We start from the raw sequence: 19,920 nt of genomic DNA, 5'->3' as shown, positions 1-19,920 counted from the left end.
GAAACCGTCGAAGTTTTCCAGAATGACCAATCTTACTTCTTGGCGCCGAAGGCACCGAAACGGTCGGCGAACTTCTGAACGCGGCCACCGGTGTCCAGAGTCTTCTGCTTACCGGTGTAGAACGGGTGGCACTCGTTGCAAACGTCGATCGCCAGGGCTTTGCCGAAGGTCGAACGGGTTTCGAACTTGTTGCCGCAGCTGCAGGTTACTGCAACTTCTGGGTAATTCGGGTGGATATCAGCTTTCATGATGTCTTCCTCAGCTAGCGTGCCGCCACCCAACACTATTGTTGAATACCGCACGTAATTAGGCCGCGGATTCTACCAGACAATGTCAATCGCGCAAGCTGTCCCTGAGACCGACCGTCTGCTAGGCTCCCGGGCTTGAACGCACTCCCCTGTGGGAGCGAGCTTGCTCGCGAATGCGGTGTGCCAGGTGATGACTTCGTGCCTGAAACACCGCGTTCGCGAGCAAGCTCGCTCCCACACTTGATCTGCGCCAAGCCTCCTTTTGTGTTGATAGAGATCCCCCCGCGTGCCCGACGCCATTCTGCGCCTCGCCCTGCCTTCGCCCCTGCGCCGCCTGTTCGACTATCGGGCGCCGGCCGGGGTGTTGCGTGCCCAGTTGCAGCCGGGCATGCGCCTGCGGGTGCCGTTCGGGCGGCGGGAAATGATCGGGATTCTGGTCGAGATCACCGACACCAGCGACGTGCCGCTGGAAAAACTCAAGCCGGCGCTGGCCCTGCTCGATGTCGAACTGCCGTTGCCGCCCGCACTGTTCAAGCTGTGCCTGTGGACGTCGCAGTATTACCAGCACAGCCTCGGCGACACTTTGAGCTGGGCGCTGCCGGTGCTGCTGCGTCAGGGCGAACTGGCCGAGGCGCGCCAGGAGCGCTTCTGGTCAGTTGCCCCCGGCGCCAGCCTCGATGATCCGCGCGTCGCCCGCGCCCCGCGCCAGCGTGAAGCCCTGGCAACACTGGCGCAGCACCCGCACGGCGTCGCCCATCAGTTGTTGAGCAAGCTGATGCTGAGCAAGGACAGCCTCGACCTGCTGCTGGCCAAGGGCCTGGTACAAGTGGAAATCCGCCGGCACGCCCCCGGCGTGCGCCATGAACACTGGTTGGCGCAACCGGAGTTGCCGCTGAACACCGAACAACGCGCCGCTTATGAAGCGATCCGCGCCGGGTTCGACAGTTATCACGCGTTTCTGCTGGCCGGGGTCACGGGCAGCGGCAAGACCGAAGTCTATCTACAGCTGATCCGCGAAACCCTCGAGGCGGGCAAACAGGCCCTGGTGCTGATCCCGGAGATCAACCTCGGCCCGCAGACCCTGGCGCGTTTCGAGCAACGCTTCAATGCGCGTATCGCCCTGCTGCATTCGGCGGTCAACGACCGTGAGCGCCTCGACGCCTGGCTCGCTGCCCGCGACGGCGAGGCCGACATTATTATCGGCACCCGCTCGGCGCTGTTCACCCCGATGAAGAACCCGGGGCTGATCATCATCGACGAAGAGCACGACGGCTCCTATAAACAGCAGGAAGGCCTGCGCTACCACGCCCGGGATCTGGCGCTGGTGCGCGCGCGACAGGAAAACATCCCGATCGTCCTCGGCTCCGCCACGCCGTCGCTGGAAAGCCTGCACAACGCCTACACCGGTCGCTATGGCCTGCTGCGCCTCAACGAGCGGGCCGGCGGCGCCAAACAACCACGATTCCTGCGCCTGGACGTAAAAAGCCGTCCGCTGGACAGCGGCATTTCTGGGCCGATGCAACAAGCCATCGGCCAGACCCTCGCGGCGGGCCAGCAGGTGCTGGTGTTCCTCAACCGGCGCGGCTTTGCGCCGACGTTGCTGTGCCACGATTGCGGCTGGATGTCCGAGTGCTCGCGCTGCGATGCGCGAATGACCGTGCACCAGCGCTACGGCGAACTGCGCTGCCACCACTGTGGCAACGTCGAGCGCACGCCGCGCCAGTGTCCGAAGTGCAACAAGGTCGATTTGCGACCGGTCGGCGCCGGCACCGAGCGCGCCGAAGAACGCCTGGCAATTCTGTTCCCGGACTACCCGGTACTGCGCGTCGACCGCGACAGCACCTCGCGCAAGGACGCGATGAATCAACTGTTCGCAACGATTCAGAAGGGCCAGCCATGCATTCTGGTCGGCACCCAGATGTTGGCCAAGGGTCACCATTTCCCGCGCGTGACACTGGTGTCGATTCTGGATGCTGACGGCGGCCTGTTCTCCGGCGACTTCCGCGCCAGCGAACGGATGGCGCAATTGATCGTACAAGTCGCCGGCCGTGCCGGGCGGGCGGAAGAGCCGGGCAAAGTGATCATCCAGACCCACCTGGCAGACCATCCTTTGTTGGTGCAATTGACCGAGCAGGGCTACTTCGCCTTTGCCGAGCAGGCCTTGAGCGAGCGCCGTGCCGCCGGACTGCCGCCGTTTTCACACTTGGCGCTGTTGCGTGCCGAAGCGCACAAACCGGGGCAGGCCGAAGGTTTTCTCGATGAAGCATGCAGCGCGGCCGAGCGCTTGCTGGTCGAGCAGAATCTGAGCGGCATCGAATTGCTCGGGCCGGTGCCGGCGCCGATGGAGCGCCGAGCCGGTCGCTATCGCGCGCAGTTGTTGGTGCAGGCGGCAGCGCGGGCACCGCTGCATCGGTTGCTCGCCAACTGGTTGCTGGAGCTGGAGCAGATGCCGAGCGGGCGGGCGGTGCGCTGGTCGCTGGATGTCGATCCCGTGGATCTGTATTGATCTGAAAATCGCCTTCGCGAGCAAGCCCGCTCCCACAGGGTATGAGCCAGACAAATGAACGCCGCTGATCCATTGTGGGAGCGGGCTTGCTCGCGAAGAGGCCCGAATTGTCACCACATATCCATAAGCTGCCTGCTAAGGTTGGCAAGCCCGTCTTCGCAACGGATAATGCCCAGTTTTTCCACCCGCGCATCGATGCGCCGCCGCGCTTGCGGTCGAAAGAGAAGACCATGAAAGACACCATTCGCCAGCTGATCCAACAAGCCCTCACCCAACTCGTCAACGAAGGTGTGTTGCCTGAAGGCCTGTCGCCGGCGATTCAGGTGGAGAACGCCCGCGACAAAACCCACGGCGACTTCGCCAGCAACATCGCCATGATGCTGGCCAAGCCTGCGGGCATGAAGCCGCGCGATCTGGCAGAGAAAATCATCGCGGCACTGCCGGCCGACGAGAATGTCACCAAGGCCGAAATCGCCGGCCCCGGCTTCATCAATTTCTTCCAGAACACCCAGGCCCTGGCCTCGCGCCTCGACGCCGCTCTGGCTGACGCCCATGTTGGCGTGCGCAAGGCCGGCCCGGCACAGCGCACCGTGGTCGACCTGTCGGCACCGAACCTGGCCAAAGAGATGCACGTCGGCCACTTGCGCTCGACCATCATCGGCGACGGCGTGGCCCGCGTTCTCGAATTCCTCGGCGACGAAGTGATCCGCCAGAACCACGTGGGCGACTGGGGCACCCAGTTCGGCATGTTGATGGCGTATCTGCAGGAAAACCCGATCACCAGCGACGAGCTGTCCGATCTGGAAAACTTCTACCGCGCCGCCAAGCAGCGTTTCGACGAATCCGAAGAGTTCGCCGACCGCGCCCGCGGTCTGGTGGTCAAGCTGCAGGCCGGCGATGCCGAGTGCCTGGCGCTGTGGACCAAGTTCAAGGACATCTCGCTGTCGCACTGCCAGAAAATCTACGAACTGCTCAACGTCAAACTGACCATGGCCGACGTGATGGGCGAAAGCGCCTACAACGACGACCTGATCAACGTGGTCAACGACCTGAAAGCCGCCGGCATGCTGGTCGAGAGCAACGGCGCCCAGTGCGTGTTCCTCGACGAGTTCAAGAACGCCGACGGCGATCCGCTGCCAGTGATCATCGTCAAGGCTGACGGCGGTTACCTGTACGCCACCACTGACCTGGCGGCCGTGCGCTACCGCAGCGGCAAGCTGAAGGCTGACCGCGCACTGTACTTCGTCGACCAGCGTCAGGCCCTGCACTTCCAGCAGGTGTTCGCCGTGGCGCGCAAGGCCGGTTTCGTGACCCATCCGATGGAAATGGAGCACATGGGCTTCGGCACCATGAACGGCGCCGACGGCCGTCCGTTCAAGACCCGTGACGGCGGCACCGTGAAGCTGATCGACCTGCTGACCGAAGCGCAGGAACGTGCCTATAACCTGGTCAAAGAGAAGAACCCGACACTGGCCGAAGACGAACTGCGCAACATCGCCAAGGTTGTCGGCATCGGTGCGGTGAAATACGCCGACCTGTCCAAGCACCGCACCAGCGACTACAGCTTCAACTTCGACCTGATGCTGAATTTCGAAGGCAACACCGCGCCATACCTGCTGTACGCCTACACCCGTGTGGCCGGTGTGTTCCGCAAACTGGGCAAGGACTTCAGCGAAGTCCACGGCCAGATCGTCCTCGAAGCCGAGCACGAGCAAGAGCTGGCGGCGAAACTGGCGCAGTTCGGCGAAGTGCTGAACAACGTCGCGGAAAAAGGCACGCCGCACATCCTCTGCACCTATCTGTATGACGTCGCCGGTCTGTTCTCCAGCTTCTACGAGAACTGCCCGATCCTCGCCGCCGAAACGCCGGCCCAGATGCAGAGCCGTCTGCGTCTGGCCGCGCTGACCGGTCGTACTCTCAAGCAAGGCCTGGAGCTGCTGGGCCTGGAAACTCTGGAGCGCATGTAAGTTGGCTGCCAAGAAAAAACCTGCACCCAAGCGTGGCGCCAGCCGTTACCAAGCTCCTGCAAAGCAACCGATCCCGGGCTGGCTGTGGATGGCCATCGGCCTGACGGTCGGTGCGTTCATCGTGTTCCTGATGAAACTGGAGCCGGGCAAGGGCAGCGACACGGTCAAGCGCGAGAAAATCGAGCAGGCGCAACAGCAGAAAGCGTCGAAGATCGCCGAGGCCAACAAGACTCCGCCGAGCCCGACGCAACCGGTGAAGCCGAAGTACGACTTCTACACGCTGCTGCCGGAATCGGAAGTGATCGTGCCGCCGGATGCCGTGCCGGAGAAAACCCTGCCGACGCCACAAGTGCCGACCACGCCGGTCACCCCGGCGGAAGCGGCGAAGATCGACACCGCGCGGGCGCAGGCTGCGCTGTCGGGCATTACCCCGCCACCCGCGCCACCGGTGGCGAAAGCGGCGCCGGTGACCAAGTTCTTCCTCCAGGCCGGTTCGTTCCGCAAAGAGGCGGATGCGGACAAGGTGCGGGCGCAGATCATCCTGCTGGGCCAGGCCGTTTCGGTTGAGTCGGGCACGGTGAAGGATGAAACCTGGTATCGCGTATTGGTCGGCCCGTTCAGCAATCGCGAGCAACTGACCACTGCACAGAAACAACTGGCCGGCAGCGGCTTCAGCAACCTGTTGTTACAACAACGCCAGAGCCGCTGACCTCTCGCCGAAGGTAAATCGTTCGGCGGACTTTGTGGCGAGGGAGCTTGCTCCCGCTGGGGTGCGAAGCGCCCCTAAATCCTGTGAATCCAGTGCGTCAGACAGCCGGGATTGCAGGTTTTACGACTGCTGCGCAGCCGAGCGGGAGCGAGCTCCCTCGCCACAGAGGTTTGCACCACCCCTTCATCACCGCTCGTCTCCTCTCTCCGCCCCCGGTTGAAATCCTCTCCAGCACCCCCATATGAATGGGCATAAGGCATTTTCGCCCCGCTGCGTGGAGACTCTTCCCTTGACCACCATCGTTTCAGTCCGCCGCCACGGCAAAGTCGTCATGGGCGGCGACGGCCAGGTTTCTCTCGGCAACACCGTGATGAAAGGCAACGCCAAAAAGGTGCGTCGCCTGTACCACGGCCAGGTCATCGCCGGTTTCGCCGGTGCCACCGCCGACGCCTTCACACTGTTCGAACGTTTCGAAGGCCAGCTTGAGAAACACCAAGGCCACCTGATCCGCGCCGCTGTCGAACTCGCCAAAGAATGGCGCACCGACCGCTCCCTGAGCCGCCTCGAAGCCATGCTCGCGGTCGCCAACAAGGACGCCTCGCTGATCATCACCGGCAACGGTGACGTGGTCGAACCCGAAGACGGCCTGATCGCCATGGGCTCCGGCGGCGCCTACGCGCAAGCTGCGGCCAGCGCGCTGTTGAAAAAGACCGACCTGTCGGCCCGTGAGATCGTCGAAACTGCCCTCGGTATCGCCGGCGACATCTGTGTATTCACCAACCACACCCAGACCATTGAGGAGCAGGATCTCGCTGAATAAGCCTGACGCGGCCTAAGTGCCACGGCTTGTTTCTGCTTGAGGACCGTCAATTACTATGTCCATGACTCCCCGCGAAATCGTCCACGAACTCAACCGCCATATCATCGGCCAGGACGATGCCAAGCGCGCCGTCGCGATTGCCCTGCGCAACCGCTGGCGCCGCATGCAACTGCCTGAAGAGCTGCGTGTTGAAGTGACCCCGAAAAACATCCTGATGATCGGCCCGACCGGTGTCGGTAAAACCGAGATCGCCCGTCGTCTGGCGAAACTGGCCAACGCGCCGTTCATCAAGGTCGAAGCGACCAAATTCACCGAAGTCGGCTACGTTGGCCGTGACGTCGAATCGATCATCCGTGATCTGGCCGACGCCGCGATCAAGATGCTCCGCGAGCAGGAAATGACCCGCGTGCGCCACCGTGCCGAAGACGCTGCCGAGGACCGTATCCTCGACGCACTGCTGCCACCGGCACGCATGGGCTTCAGCAATGAAGAGGCACCGAGCAGCGATTCCAACACCCGTCAGCTGTTCCGCAAACGCCTGCGCGAAGGTCAGCTGGACGACAAGGAAATCGAAATCGAAGTCGCCGAAGTGGCCGGCATCGAAATCGCCACGCCACCTGGCATGGAAGAAATGACCAGCCAGTTGCAGAACCTGTTCGCCAACATGGGCAAGGGCAAGAAGAAAGCGCGCAAGCTCAAGGTCAAAGAAGCGCTGAAACTGGTGCGCGACGAAGAGGCCGGGCGCCTGGTCAACGAAGAAGAGCTGAAGGCCAAGGCCCTGGAAGCGGTCGAGCAACACGGCATCGTGTTCATCGACGAAATCGACAAGGTCGCCAAGCGCGGCAATGTCGGCGGCGCCGACGTGTCCCGTGAAGGCGTACAGCGCGACCTGCTGCCGTTGATCGAAGGCTGCACCGTCAATACCAAGCTGGGCATGGTCAAGACCGACCACATCCTGTTCATCGCCTCCGGTGCGTTCCACCTGAGCAAGCCGAGCGATCTGGTGCCTGAGCTGCAAGGCCGTCTGCCGATCCGTGTCGAACTCAAGGCCCTGAGCCCGGAAGACTTCGAGCGCATCCTCAGCGAGCCGCACGCGTCGCTCACCGAGCAATACTGCGCACTGCTGAAAACCGAAGGCCTGAACATCCAGTTCCAGCCTGAAGGCATCAAGCGTCTGGCGGAGATCGCCTGGCAGGTCAACGAGAAGACCGAGAACATCGGTGCCCGTCGTCTGCACACGCTGCTTGAGCGTCTGCTGGAAGAAGTGTCGTTCAGTGCCGGCGACCTGGCCAGCGCACATGACGACAAGCCGATCCTGATCGACGCTGCATACGTCAACAGCCATCTGGGCGAATTGGCGCAGAACGAAGACCTGTCCCGTTATATCCTGTAAGCCATACTTACAGCGGTAGCGGACCCTGTGGGAGCGGGCTTGCTCGCGAAGAGGCCGTGCCAGTCGACACCAATGTTGGCTGACACACCGCATTCGCGAGCAAGCCCGCTCCCACATTTGAATCAGGGTCGCCCACACAACGGACGCCAGACCATGACCTCAATCCCCACCGACATCAAACTGCACAAAGCCTCGAAAACCCTGACGCTCAAATACGCGTCCGGCGAGGAGTACACCCTGCCCGCCGAATTTCTGCGCGTGCATTCCCCTTCCGCCGAGGTCCAGGGCCACGGCAAACCGATCCTGCAATTCGGCAAGCTCAATGTCGGCCTCAGCGGCCTGGAACCGGCCGGTCAGTACGCACTGAAACTGACCTTCGACGACGGTCACGACAGCGGCTTGTTCACCTGGGATTATCTCTACGAGCTGGGGCGACGTCATGACGCACTCTGGGCCGATTATCTGGCCGAGCTCAAAGCGGCCGGGAAAACCCGCGATCCGGACGAGTCAATCGTCAAGCTGATGCTCTAGTCCGAGACTCTTGCTCTTTAGAGGGCATTTTCTAAATTCATCTGTTTGAATGCTCTGCTGTGTGGCCGAGGATCGGCCTGCTTGCGAAAAAAATTAAACTCGGGTAACCAATGGAGCTGGCAAGTTCCCTGCAGTGCTCTACGACTGTAAAGCAGCTATGCAGAATTAACGGTCACCCGAGCAGTAGTACCTGGCATTGGCTGTGGAACTGCACAGCAGAAACCGGGTACTCGTCTCAGGACAATGGAGCGTCGTAGATGAGTAACAAGAATAACGATGACCTGAAGTACCAAGCCTCGGAAAACACCCTGGGGCTTAATCCCGTCGTTGGGCTGCGCGGAAAGGATCTGCTGGCCTCTGCTCGAATGGTGCTGACCCAGGCCATCAGACAACCGATCCATAGCGTCAAGCACGTGACCCATTTCGGTCTCGAACTGAAGAACGTGCTGTTCGGCAAATCCGAACTGCAACCGGCCAGCGATGACCGTCGCTTCGCGGATCCGGCCTGGAGCCAGAACCCTCTCTACAAACGTTATCTGCAGACATACCTGGCGTGGCGCAAGGAGCTCCACTCCTGGATCGACGACAGCAGCCTGTCACCCAAAGACATCGCGCGCGGCCACTTCGTGATCAACCTGATGACCGAAGCCATGGCCCCGACCAACACCGCCGCCAACCCGGCAGCGGTCAAACGCTTCTTCGAGACCGGCGGCAAGAGCCTGCTCGATGGCCTCTCGCATCTGGCCAAGGATCTGGTGCACAACGGCGGTATGCCGAGCCAGGTCAACATGGGCGCGTTCGAGGTCGGCAAGAGCCTTGGCGTGACCGAAGGCGCGGTGGTGTTTCGCAACGACGTGCTGGAGCTGATCCAGTACAGGCCGATCACCGAGCAGGTACACGAACGCCCATTGCTCGTGGTGCCGCCACAGATCAACAAGTTCTACGTATTCGACCTGAGCCCGGACAAGAGTCTGGCGCGCTTCTGCCTGCGCAATAACGTGCAGACCTTCATCGTCAGCTGGCGCAACCCGACCAAGGCCCAGCGCGAGTGGGGCCTGTCGACCTACATCGATGCGCTCAAGGAAGCGGTCGACGTGGTCACAGCCATCACCGGCAGCAAAGACGTGAACATGCTCGGCGCCTGTTCCGGCGGTATCACCTGCACCGCGCTGCTCGGCCACTACGCCGCCCTCGGCCAGAACAAGGTCAACGCCCTGACCCTGCTGGTCAGCGTGCTCGACACCACCCTGGACAGCGACGTCGCCCTGTTCGTCGACGAACAGACGCTGGAAACCGCCAAGCGCCATTCGTATCAGGCCGGCGTGCTCGAAGGCAAAGACATGGCCAAGGTCTTCGCGTGGATGCGCCCCAACGACCTGATCTGGAACTACTGGGTCAACAACTACCTGCTCGGTAACGAGCCGCCGGTGTTCGACATCCTGTTCTGGAACAACGACACGACCCGGTTGCCGGCCGCGTTCCACGGCGACCTGATCGAGATGTTCAAAAACAACCCACTGATCCGCCCCAATGCACTGGAAGTGTGCGGCACGCCGATCGACCTCAAGCAGGTCACCGCCGATATCTTCTCGCTGGCCGGCACCAACGACCACATCACCCCGTGGAAGTCCTGCTACAAGTCGGCGCAGCTGTTTGGTGGCAAGGTCGAGTTCGTGCTGTCGAGCAGCGGGCACATCCAGAGCATCCTGAACCCGCCGGGCAACCCGAAATCGCGCTACATGACCAGCGAAGGCATGGCCGCCAATGCCGACGAATGGCAAGAGAACTCGACCAAGCACACTGATTCCTGGTGGCTGTACTGGCAGGCGTGGCAGGCCGAACGCTCGGGCAATCTGAAAAAGGCGCCACTGAAACTGGGCAACAAGGCGTATCCGGCAGGCGAGGCCTCGCCGGGCACCTACGTTCACGAGCGGTAACTGACACACCTCATCCCCCTGTGGGAGCGGGCTTGCTCGCGAAAGCGGTTGATCAGCCAACAACATTGGCGACTGACTCGACGCCTTCGCGAGCAAGCCCGCTCCCACAAGGGATTGGAGGTGATATTGAGATTGACCCACAGGGCCTGAAGCATGCCGCAACCGTTCATTTTCCGTACCGTCGATCTGGATGGGCAGACCCTCCGCACCGCGGTACGCCCCGGCAAGCCTCATTTGACGCCCTTGCTGATTTTCAACGGCATCGGCGCCAACCTGGAGCTGGTGTTTCCGTTTGTCGCGGCGCTGGACCCGGATCTGGAAGTGATCGCCTTCGACGTGCCCGGTGTCGGCGGCTCGTCGACGCCCAACCGGCCGTATCGCTTTCCCGGGCTGGCGAAGCTGACGGCGCGGATGCTCGATTACCTCGACTACGGTCAGGTCAATGTGATCGGCGTGTCCTGGGGCGGTGCGCTGGCGCAGCAATTCGCCCACGACTACCCCGAACGCTGCAAGAAACTGGTGCTGGCGGCGACTGCGGCCGGCGCCTTCATGGTGCCGGGCAAGCCGAAAGTGCTGTGGATGATGGCCAGCCCACGCCGTTACATTCAGCCATCGCACGTGATCCGCATTGCGCCGTTGATCTACGGCGGCTCGTTCCGCCGCGACCCGACCCTGGCCGCCAGCCATGCGGCGAAAGTGCGTTCGGCGGGCAAGCTCGGTTACTACTGGCAGTTGTTCGCCGGCCTCGGCTGGACCAGCATTCACTGGCTGCACAAGATCCATCAGCCGACCCTGGTGCTGGCCGGCGACGACGATCCACTGATCCCGCTGATCAACATGCGCATGCTCGCCTGGCGGATTCCCAACGCCCAACTGCACATCATCGACGACGGTCATCTGTTCCTGATCACCCGCGCCGAAGCCGTGGCGCCGATCATCATGAAATTCCTTGAGGAGGAGCGGCAGCGCGCCGTGATGCACCCGCACCCGACCCCGCTGGGCGGATAAATCACGGCGGCAGGCTTTATGCAGGGTTTTGAACAAAGTGCGCGGCAGGACGCCGCGCAGGCAGCAACCCGTAACAGCGACTATGGTGTTCTGGTTCGGTGAGTTTGTTTTTGACCTGAAGACGAAGGAGTGTTGAGTCATGCGCGACAAACCTGCGACGGGCGTAGTGCCCAGTCCCGCCGTGTTCATCAATGCACAAAGTGCAATGACCGGCCTGCGTGGGCGGGACCTGCTCTCGACCTTGCGCAGCGTCGCCGCCCACGGTCTGCGCAACCCGATTCACAGCGCGAAGCACGCCTTGAAACTCGGTGGCCAGCTCGGTCGCGTGCTGCTCGGTGAAACCCTGCACCCGACCAACCCGCAGGACGCGCGGTTCGCCGATCCGGCGTGGAGCCTCAATCCGTTCTACCGGCGCAGCCTGCAGGCGTATCTGGCCTGGCAGAAACAGGTCAAGAGCTGGATCGATGAAAGCAGCATGAGCGAGGACGACCGCGCCCGCGCGCACTTCGCGTTCACCTTGCTCAACGATGCCGTCGCGCCCTCCAACACCTTGCTCAATCCGCTGGCGGTAAAGGAACTGTTCAATTCCGGCGGCCAGAGCCTGGTGCGCGGCCTGAGCCATCTGTTCGATGATCTGCTGCACAACGATGGCCTGCCGCGACAGGTTACCAAGCAGGCATTCGAGGTCGGCAAGACCGTCGCCACCACCACCGGCGCAGTGGTGTTTCGCAACGAGATGCTGGAGCTGATCCAGTACAAGCCAATGAGCGAAAAACAGTACGCCAAGCCGCTGCTGGTGGTGCCACCGCAAATCAACAAGTACTACATTTTCGACCTCAGCCCGCAGAACAGCTTCGTCCAGTACGCGCTGAAGAACGGCCTGCAGACCTTCATGATCAGTTGGCGCAACCCGGACGTGCGCCATCGCGAATGGGGCCTGTCGACCTATGTCGAGGCGGTGGAAGAAGCGATGAATATCTGCCGGGCGATCACCGGCGCGCGCGAGGTCAACTTGATGGGCGCCTGCGCCGGCGGCCTGACCATCGCCGCGCTGCAGGGTCATCTGCAGGCCAAACGGCAACTGCGACGGATCTCCAGTGCGACCTATCTGGTCAGCCTGCTCGACAGCGAGATCGAGACCCCGACCACCCTGTTCGCCGACGAACAGACCATCGAGGCGGCCAAACGCCGCTCCTATCAGCGAGGCGTGCTCGACGGTCGCGACATGGCCAAGGTGTTTGCCTGGATGCGGCCCAACGATTTGATCTGGAGCTACTTCGTCAATAACTACCTGCTCGGCAAAGAGCCGCCGGCCTTCGACATTCTCTACTGGAACAACGACAACACCCGCCTGCCCGCCGCGTTCCACGGCGACCTGCTGGACTTCTTCAAGCACAACCCGCTGACCCACCCGGGCGGCCTGGAAGTCTGCGGCACGCCGATCGATCTGCAGAAAGTCACGGTCGACAGCTTCAGCGTGGCCGGCATGAACGACCACATCACGCCGTGGGACGCGGTGTATCGCTCGACCCTGCTGCTCGGCGGCGAGCGACGCTTCGTACTGTCCAACAGCGGCCACGTGCAAAGCATCCTCAACCCGCCGAGCAACCCGAAAGCCAATTACGTCGAGAACGGCAAGCTCAGCAGCGATCCGCGCGCCTGGTATTACGACGCCAAGCGCGTCGACGGCAGTTGGTGGCCGCAGTGGCTGGAGTGGATTCAGCAGCGCTCCGGCGCCCAGCGCGAAACCCTGATGACCCTCGGCAATCCGAACTATCCACCGATGGAGGCAGCACCCGGCACCTACGTGCATGTGCGCTGACGCTTAACCGAACTTTTCTAAGAAGACTGGATGAAAACCCGCGACCGGATTCTCGAATGTGCCCTGCAACTGTTCAACGAAAAGGGTGAGCCCAACGTCTCCACCATGGAAGTTGCCAACGAAATGGGGATCAGCCCCGGCAACCTCTACTACCACTTCCACGGCAAGGAGCCGATGATTCTCGGCCTGTTCGAGCGCTTCCAGAACGAACTGGCGCCGCTGCTCGATCCGCCATCGGATGCCGAACTGGCGCCGGAGGATTACTGGCTGTTTCTGCACCTGATCGTCGAGCGTCTGGCGCAGTACCGGTTTCTGTTCCAGGACCTGTCGAACCTCGCCGGGCGCCTGCCGAAACTGGCCAAGGGCATTCGCAACCTGCTCAACGCGCTCAAGCGCACGCTGGCATCCTTGCTGGCGCGGTTGAAGGCTTCGGGCCAACTGGTCAGTGACACCCAGGCGTTGGGGCAACTGGTGGAACAGATCACCATGACCCTGCTGTTCTCGCTGGACTATCAGCGGATTCTCGATCGCGAGGGCGAGGTCAAACTGGTGGTGTACCAGATCATGATGCTGGTGGCACCGCATCTGCTGCCGCCGGTGAAGGTGGCGACGGAGCGGATGGCCCTGCAATACCTCGAAGATCACGAATGAATGGGCTACACATTGCCACCCCCGGTGGGAGCGGGTTTGCTCGCGAAAGCGGTGGCTCAGCCTACATCAATGCTGAATGACACATCGCCTTCGCGAGCAAGCCCGCTCCCACAGGAGAATGGCGTTGTTCCTGCGATTCTCTGCACAAACAAAAACGCCCGACCTTCACAGGCCGGGCGTTTTGTTTTGCCCTGAAAAATCAGGACTGACTGGTTGGCGTCGACGGGGTCGATGCAGCAGTCGGGGTAGCTACCGGAGTCGGTGCAGCGGCGGAGTTCGACGCGCTGGCCGGGGTTGCCGGGGTGGCTGGCTTGGCTGCTGCGGGTGCAGCTGGCTTCGGCGCAGCGGCTTTCGGCGCGGCCGGTTTTTTCACTGCCGGTTTTTTCGCCGCAGCCGGTTTGGCCGCTGGCTTGGCAGCCGGTTTGGCGGCAGCGGTTTTCGCTGCTGGCTTGGCTGCTGGCTTCGCCGCGGTTTTAGCGGCAGGCTTCGCAGCTGCCTTGGCGGCTGCAACCGGCTTGGCCGCTGCTTTCGCAGCAGGTTTGGCGGCAGCCGTTTTCGCTACGGATTTAACGGCTGTTTTAGCCTTCGCCACCGGTTTGGCAGCCGCTTTGACCAATGGCTTGGCAGCAGTTTTGGCCGCCGGTTTTGCCGCTGCAGTTTTAGCGGCTGGTTTGGCCGCAGCGGTTTTCGCCGCTACCGGACGTGCCTTCTCGCCAGTGAGTTTCTCGATCTGCTTGGTCAGCGTTTCGACCTTGCTGTGCAGCGCTTTGACTTCATTGCGGCTAGGCACACCCAGGCGCGAAATCGCGCTGTTCAGGCGCTTGTCGAAAGCCCCTTCCAGCTCGTCCCACTTGCCCAGTGCGCGATCTTTCACGCCGCTGATGCGCGACTTGGCCGAAGAAGCGGAATCCTTGGCGGCATCGACTTTCTTGCCGACTGCAGACTTGGTGAGCTTCTCGGCTTTCTCGCCGTCTTTGACCAATGTATCGAAGAGCTTGCTGCCGTCAGTGTCGATCTTCGAGTACACGCCTAAACCAGCCAGCCAGATTTTGCGGGAGTAGTCTTCGACTTTCCCAATCCACGAGCTGCCTTCTTTATCGGTGTTCTTTTTACCAGCCATCCCGTTCTCCTTAAGATTTACGCGCGACGCGTTCGAGCAATGCCGTCAGCTCATCGAGCTTAGCAGAGAGTGTCTCAACGTCATGTTTAGACGGAATGCCGATACGATTCAAGGCGCTTGCTACACGGGAGTCGAACGCCTTCTCGACCTTGTCGAGCTGAACTTCGACGCGACCTTTGAATGAGCTGACTTCATCCCTGGCTTCATCGATCTCGGCGTTGGCCGCTTCGAGTTTTTCGGTGACGACTCTTTTGCCTTTCTTTTCAACAGTTTGACCAGCCTTGATCAACTCTTGAAAGTAGTCGCTGCCCTCCTGGCCGACCTTGGTGTAGGCACCCAGGCCTGCCAGCCAGATCTTGCGAGCATAGGATTTGACGTCGCTCAGAGCAGAAGTCGAAGCGTCGATTTTTTTCTTCAGAATGACTTTGGCCATGGTGCACCTCACGCGCAGAAGGTTTGAGGAACTGCCCGCAGATGTGTCGGGCTCAGGCACAAAGTAGGGAGAAAAATTAGAAACGGCACCCTAACAACTGACATAAACAGCAGGAGCGCCACAGAACAAATGTAGGAGTGAGCCTGCTCGCGATAGCGGTCTGTCAATCAACATTCCAGTGACTGACAGACCGCTATCGCGAGCAGGCTCACTCCTACAGGGGATCGTGTTTCAGACCAGGGCTTTGTCGAGGGCCTTCTCGATCTCGGCTTTGATCATGCCGCTCATGGCCGACATCATGATGCCCAGTTCCACGTCAACGCGGATCGAATCGTCAGCCACATGCACCGCGCCTTTGACGCCCGAGCGCTTGAGGTTCAGGGTGTCGCCCGACCACTGCGGCTCCAGGCCATATTGATCGGAGAGTTTCTGCGCCAGCTTGTCGGCCTTCTCGCGGGCGGCTTCCTTGCCCAGGCTGTGGGCACGCTCAACACTGATTTTGGCCATCGAATGACTCCTGCTTGATGAATAGGTGACGGTAAATCTTGACCGCGTCTGCGGCAAATCGTCCCGAAGGTCGCCCATCTTACCTTTAGCCATTCCAAGACAAAGCATGGCTTGGGGATTAGAATGTCGCGCATTCTCTTTTGGTGACAGCGATATGACTGATCAGCGCAAAGGCAGCGATGCCGAACCCACCACTCACTTCGGCTTCAAAAACGTTCCGGAAAGCCAGAAAGCGGAAAAAGTCGCTGAGGTGTTCCACTCCGTAGCCGCGAAGTACGACCTGATGAACGACCTTCTGTCGGGCGGCATGCACCGTCTGTGGAAGCGTTTCGCGATCGAACTGTCCGGTGTGCGTGCAGGCAACCGCGTGCTCGACATCGCCGGCGGCACCGGTGACCTGACCAAGAAATTCTCGCACCTGGTTGGCCCGACCGGCCAAGTGGTACTGGCCGACATCAACGAATCGATGCTCAAGGTCGGCCGTGACCGCCTGCTGGATCTGGGTGTGTCGGGCAACGTCGAATTCGTTCAGGCGGACGCGGAAAAACTGCCGTTCCCGGACAACCACTTTGACTGCGTGACCATCGCCTTCGGCCTGCGCAACGTGACGCACAAAGAAGACGCCCTGCGCTCGATGCTGCGCGTGCTCAAGCCCGGCGGCCGCCTGCTGGTGCTGGAATTTTCCAAGCCGACCAACGCGCTGATGTCGAAAGCCTACGACGCTTACTCGTTCGCCTTCATGCCGCTGATGGGCAAACTGATCACCAACGATTCGGAAAGCTATCGCTACCTGGCCGAATCGATCCGCATGCACCCGAATCAGGAAACCCTGAAGTCGATGATGGTCGACGCCGGTTTCGACCGCGTGACCTATCACAACATGACCGCAGGCATCGTCGCCCTGCACCGCGGCATCAAGCCCTGATGTTGCTCACCGGGCTGCTCGCCAGCGTCGAACTCGGCCTCAACCGGGTGTTGCGTCTCGACAGCACGGCGCTGCCGCGGCTGGCGCATCTGACCGGCAGAGTCATTGCCGTCGATTGCCGCAGCCCGGCGCTGCAACTGTTCATCCTGCCCAGCGATGAGGGCCTGATGCTCGCCTCGCAGTGGGAAACCGGCGTCGACTGCACCCTGCGCGCCCCGGCGTCGAGCCTGGTGAAACTGGCCGTGAGCAAAGACAAGACCGCGGTGCTGCATGCCCCGGAAGTCGAGCTCGACGGTGACAGCGGCGTGCTGCTGGAACTGGCCGGCGTGCTGCAGGACCTCGAGCTGGACTGGGAGTACGAACTCTCGCGCTGGCTCGGCCCGGTCGCCACGCAACTGATCGGTGGCCATCTGCGCAGCCGTGCACGCTGGTATCAACAAGGATTTGCCAGCCTCAACCAGAATCTCGCCGAATACCTCGCCGAAGAATCGCGCACCCTCGTCGGCCAGCGCGAAGCCGAAGCGCGGTTCAGCGAACTGGACCAGATCAAACTTGATCTGGAACGTCTCGAGGCGCGTTTCGAGCGCCTTTCCCGATCCCTCGACCCAAGCGATAACGCATGAAGCTGCTTGCCGTCCGCCGTCTGTTGCGCATCCAGCGCGTCGTGATCCGCTACCGCCTCGATGATCTGCTGTTCGAGCTGCCGCTGCCCTGGTTCCTCCTGGCGCTGCGCTACGTGCTGCCGTGGCGCTGGTTGCCGCGCAAGCCGCTGGAGCTGAGCCGTGGTGCGCGTCTGCGTCTTGCGTTGCAGGATCTGGGGCCGATCTTCATCAAGTTCGGGCAGATTCTCTCGACCCGCCGCGACCTGCTGCCGGAAGACATCGCCGATGAGCTGATGCTGCTGCAGGACCGCGTGCCGCCGTTCGATTCGCAGCTGTCGATCAAGCTGATCGAAGAACAGCTGGGCAAGAAAATCAGCGAAGTGTTCAGCCGTTTCGACGTCGAACCGCTGGCCTCGGCCTCGGTGGCACAGGTGCACGCCGCACAACTGAAGACCGGCGAAGAAGTGGTGGTCAAGGTGATCCGCCCGGGCCTGAAACCGGTGATCGCTCAGGATCTGGCGTGGCTGTTCGTTCTCGCCCGCGCCGCCGAAAAGGTCTCCGCCGACGCGCGTTTGCTGCACCCGGTCGACGTGGTGCAGGACTACGAAAAAACCATCTACGACGAGCTCGACCTGCTGCGCGAGGCGGCCAACGCCAGCCAGCTCAAGCGCAACTTCGAAGGCTCACCGCTGCTCTACGTGCCGCAAGTCTATTGGGACTGGTGCCGGCCGAAAGTGCTGGTGATGGAGCGTATCTACGGGATTCAGGTGACGGACCTGGCGACCCTCGCCGACCAGCGCACCGACATGAAAATGCTCGCCGAACGCGGTGTGGAGATCTTCTTCACCCAGGTGTTCCGCGACAGTTTCTTCCACGCCGACATGCACCCGGGCAACATCTTCGTCAGCACCGTCAACCCGTGGAGCCCGCAGTACATCGCGATCGACTGCGGTATCGTCGGCAGCCTGACCCCGGAAGACCAGGACTACCTGGCGCGCAACCTGTTCGCTTTCTTCAAGCGCGATTACCGCCGTGTGGCGCAGTTGCATATCGATTCGGGCTGGGTGCCGGCGGAAACCAAACTCAACGAATTCGAAGCGGCGATCCGCACCGTATGCGAACCGATCTTCGAAAAACCGTTAAAAGATATTTCATTTGGCCAGGTGCTGATGCGCCTGTTCCAGACTGCGCGGCGCTTCAACATGGAAGTCCAGCCGCAGTTGGTATTGCTGCAAAAGACCCTGCTGAACATCGAAGGCCTTGGCCGTCAGCTGTACCCGGATCTGGATCTGTGGAACACCGCGCAGCCGTTCCTCGAGCGCTGGATGCGCGAGCGCGTCAGCCCGAAAGCCTTGCTCGGCAACGTGCAGAGCCAGTTCGAGCAGCTGCCGCACCTGGCCAACATGGCCCGCGACCTGCTCGAACGCATGTCGCAACCGCACGCCTACGACCCGCCGCCACCGTGGCACAAACGCAAGGACGACTGGTTTCTGCGCCTGCTTGGCAGCGCACATCTGGCCGGCGGCACGATCCTCGCCGCCGGTGGCCCGCTGCACGAACTGGGGCATTGGCCGGCGGGCATCATGGTGGCCGTCGGCTTGTATCTGGTCGTTCGCCGATAGCCAGTTCGCTGATCGGCTGGCACACTGTTTCAACGCCTGAACCTGACTATTGAAGTGCGGGTTCGCTGTCGGAGTCGAAGATGAAAAACTGGCTGGACGAGATCAAGTGGGACGCTGACGGCCTGGTGCCGGCGATTGCCCAGGATCACAAGACCGGACGCGTGCTGATGATGGCCTGGATGAACCGCGAAGCGCTGGAACTGACCGCAGCGGAAAACCGTGCAATCTACTGGTCACGTTCCCGTGGCAAGCTGTGGCGCAAGGGCGAAGAGTCCGGCCACGTACAGACCCTGCATGAAATGCGCCTGGACTGTGACGCCGACGTGATCATCCTGATGGTCGAACAGATCGGCGACATCGCTTGCCATACCGGCCGTCAAAGCTGCTTTTACCGCGTCTACGAAAACGGCGACTGGAAAACGGTCGACCCGGTGCTCAAAGACCCGCACGCAATCTATTCCGCAGGACACAAACATGAGTGACACCCTGACCCGCCTGGCCGAAGTGCTTGAAGAGCGCAAAGGTGCAGCCGCCGACAGCTCGTATGTGGCCAGTCTGTATCACAAGGGTTTGAACAAGATTCTGGAGAAAGTCGGTGAAGAGTCGGTCGAAACCATTATTGCCGCCAAGGACGCCGCCATCAGCGGTGACTGCAGCGATGTGATCTACGAGACCGCCGACCTGTGGTTCCACAGCATGGTCATGCTTGCCCAACTGGGGCAGCATCCGCAGGCCGTGCTGGATGAACTGGATCGTCGCTTCGGTCTGTCCGGACATGTCGAGAAAGCCTCGCGTCCGTCCGCCTGAACAATTTTTAGAGAGGAACAGCAACATGGGCATTTTTGACTGGAAACACTGGATCGTCATTCTGGTAGTCGTGGTGCTGGTGTTCGGCACCAAGAAACTGAAAAACCTCGGCACCGACGTCGGCGAGTCGATCAAGGGCTTCCGCAAAGCCATGAACGATGACGAAAAGCCGGCCGCCGATCCGACCGTGACGCCTGCGCAGCCGGTACCACCGGTGCAGCCGCAAGCCACCGCTCAGGCCAACCCGCCGCACACCATCGACGTGCAGGCGCAGAAAGTCGAAGAGCCGATCCGCAAAGACGTGTGAGCACT

The 19,920-nt window shown here is 61.4% G+C and carries 20 protein-coding genes; 16 read left to right on the top strand and 4 right to left on the bottom strand.

Annotation, left to right across the window (positions count from 1 at the left end; all coding sequences use genetic code 11):
* Positions 1–32 precede the first annotated feature (32 nt).
* The gene (gene rpmE, locus ACS4NR_RS23820) at positions 33–248 is read right to left on the bottom strand and encodes a 50S ribosomal protein L31 (protein WP_007968345.1); all 216 of its coding nucleotides are present in this window, start codon (positions 246–248) and stop codon (positions 33–35) included.
* 286 nt (positions 249–534) lie between these two features.
* Here rpmE and ACS4NR_RS23815 point away from each other — a divergent pair, with 286 nt between their 5' ends.
* The 10 genes from ACS4NR_RS23815 (at position 535) to ACS4NR_RS23770 (ending at position 13,592) form a co-directional block, all read left to right on the top strand.
* Entirely contained in the window at positions 535–2,754 is a 2,220-nt protein-coding gene (locus ACS4NR_RS23815; RefSeq protein ID WP_456018483.1) for a primosomal protein N', read from the top strand.
* A gap of 230 nt (positions 2,755–2,984) precedes the next feature.
* Complete coding sequence (gene argS / locus ACS4NR_RS23810; RefSeq protein WP_456018482.1) at positions 2,985–4,721, top strand: arginine--tRNA ligase; 1,737 nt, start codon at positions 2,985–2,987, stop codon at positions 4,719–4,721.
* A gap of 1 nt (position 4,722) precedes the next feature.
* Positions 4,723–5,430: an SPOR domain-containing protein gene (locus ACS4NR_RS23805; RefSeq protein ID WP_095138001.1), complete on the top strand. Its 708-nt coding sequence runs from the start codon at positions 4,723–4,725 to the stop codon at positions 5,428–5,430.
* Positions 5,431–5,719: 289 nt separating this feature from the next.
* Positions 5,720–6,250 (top strand): ATP-dependent protease subunit HslV, encoded by a 531-nt coding sequence (gene hslV, locus ACS4NR_RS23800; RefSeq protein WP_007968352.1) that lies wholly within the window; start codon positions 5,720–5,722, stop codon positions 6,248–6,250.
* A gap of 55 nt (positions 6,251–6,305) precedes the next feature.
* On the top strand, positions 6,306–7,643 hold the full coding sequence (gene hslU, locus ACS4NR_RS23795; protein WP_007968354.1) for an ATP-dependent protease ATPase subunit HslU: 1,338 nt from the start codon (positions 6,306–6,308) through the stop codon (positions 7,641–7,643).
* A 153-nt stretch (positions 7,644–7,796) separates the two neighbouring features.
* Positions 7,797–8,174 carry a gamma-butyrobetaine hydroxylase-like domain-containing protein gene (locus ACS4NR_RS23790; protein ID WP_115985314.1) on the top strand — a complete coding sequence of 126 codons (378 nt, stop codon included), beginning with the start codon at positions 7,797–7,799 and terminating at the stop codon, positions 8,172–8,174.
* Positions 8,175–8,431: 257 nt separating this feature from the next.
* Entirely contained in the window at positions 8,432–10,111 is a 1,680-nt protein-coding gene (phaC, locus tag ACS4NR_RS23785) for a class II poly(R)-hydroxyalkanoic acid synthase (RefSeq protein WP_253148774.1), read from the top strand.
* A gap of 153 nt (positions 10,112–10,264) precedes the next feature.
* On the top strand, positions 10,265–11,119 hold the full coding sequence (phaZ, locus tag ACS4NR_RS23780; RefSeq protein ID WP_027611303.1) for a poly(3-hydroxyalkanoate) depolymerase: 855 nt from the start codon (positions 10,265–10,267) through the stop codon (positions 11,117–11,119).
* Positions 11,120–11,258: 139 nt separating this feature from the next.
* Positions 11,259–12,941, top strand: a complete 1,683-nt coding sequence (gene phaC, locus ACS4NR_RS23775; RefSeq protein WP_095137998.1) for a class II poly(R)-hydroxyalkanoic acid synthase — start codon at positions 11,259–11,261, stop codon at positions 12,939–12,941.
* 30 nt (positions 12,942–12,971) lie between these two features.
* Positions 12,972–13,592: a TetR/AcrR family transcriptional regulator gene (locus tag ACS4NR_RS23770; RefSeq protein WP_456018481.1), complete on the top strand. Its 621-nt coding sequence runs from the start codon at positions 12,972–12,974 to the stop codon at positions 13,590–13,592.
* A gap of 199 nt (positions 13,593–13,791) precedes the next feature.
* On the opposite strand, the gene ACS4NR_RS23765 is transcribed toward ACS4NR_RS23770, so the two are convergent.
* From ACS4NR_RS23765 to ACS4NR_RS23755, 3 genes are all read right to left on the bottom strand, one after another.
* A complete protein-coding gene (locus tag ACS4NR_RS23765) occupies positions 13,792–14,712 on the bottom strand; it encodes a phasin family protein (RefSeq protein ID WP_115985310.1) in 921 nt (306 codons plus the stop codon).
* 10 nt (positions 14,713–14,722) lie between these two features.
* A complete protein-coding gene (locus ACS4NR_RS23760) occupies positions 14,723–15,145 on the bottom strand; it encodes a phasin family protein (protein WP_095137995.1) in 423 nt (140 codons plus the stop codon).
* Between the two features lie 231 nt (positions 15,146–15,376).
* Complete coding sequence (locus ACS4NR_RS23755) at positions 15,377–15,652, bottom strand: polyhydroxyalkanoic acid system family protein (protein ID WP_003220859.1); 276 nt, start codon at positions 15,650–15,652, stop codon at positions 15,377–15,379.
* 154 nt (positions 15,653–15,806) lie between these two features.
* Between ACS4NR_RS23755 and ubiE the strand changes: the two genes are divergently transcribed.
* From ubiE to ACS4NR_RS23725, 6 genes are all read left to right on the top strand, one after another.
* Entirely contained in the window at positions 15,807–16,577 is a 771-nt protein-coding gene (gene ubiE / locus ACS4NR_RS23750) for a bifunctional demethylmenaquinone methyltransferase/2-methoxy-6-polyprenyl-1,4-benzoquinol methylase UbiE (protein WP_007961779.1), read from the top strand.
* Positions 16,577–17,200, top strand: coding sequence for a ubiquinone biosynthesis accessory factor UbiJ (locus ACS4NR_RS23745; protein ID WP_456018480.1), 624 nt, complete (start codon positions 16,577–16,579; stop codon positions 17,198–17,200). The genes ubiE and ACS4NR_RS23745 overlap by 1 nt, the downstream gene beginning before the upstream one ends.
* Positions 17,197–18,801, top strand: coding sequence for a ubiquinone biosynthesis regulatory protein kinase UbiB (gene ubiB, locus ACS4NR_RS23740; protein WP_095137993.1), 1,605 nt, complete (start codon positions 17,197–17,199; stop codon positions 18,799–18,801). Before ACS4NR_RS23745 ends, ubiB begins: the two co-directional genes overlap by 4 nt.
* A gap of 80 nt (positions 18,802–18,881) precedes the next feature.
* Positions 18,882–19,283, top strand: coding sequence for a phosphoribosyl-AMP cyclohydrolase (hisI, locus tag ACS4NR_RS23735; RefSeq protein ID WP_003220851.1), 402 nt, complete (start codon positions 18,882–18,884; stop codon positions 19,281–19,283).
* The gene (locus ACS4NR_RS23730; protein ID WP_007909355.1) at positions 19,276–19,608 is read left to right on the top strand and encodes a phosphoribosyl-ATP diphosphatase; all 333 of its coding nucleotides are present in this window, start codon (positions 19,276–19,278) and stop codon (positions 19,606–19,608) included. The genes hisI and ACS4NR_RS23730 overlap by 8 nt, the downstream gene beginning before the upstream one ends.
* 25 nt (positions 19,609–19,633) lie before the next feature.
* On the top strand, positions 19,634–19,915 hold the full coding sequence (locus tag ACS4NR_RS23725; protein ID WP_003220847.1) for a twin-arginine translocase TatA/TatE family subunit: 282 nt from the start codon (positions 19,634–19,636) through the stop codon (positions 19,913–19,915).
* Positions 19,916–19,920: the final 5 nt, after the last annotated feature.

The sequence above is a fragment of the Pseudomonas sp. JQ36 genome (genome assembly GCF_053851495.1).
This window is presented reverse-complemented; position numbering and strand designations above follow the sequence as displayed.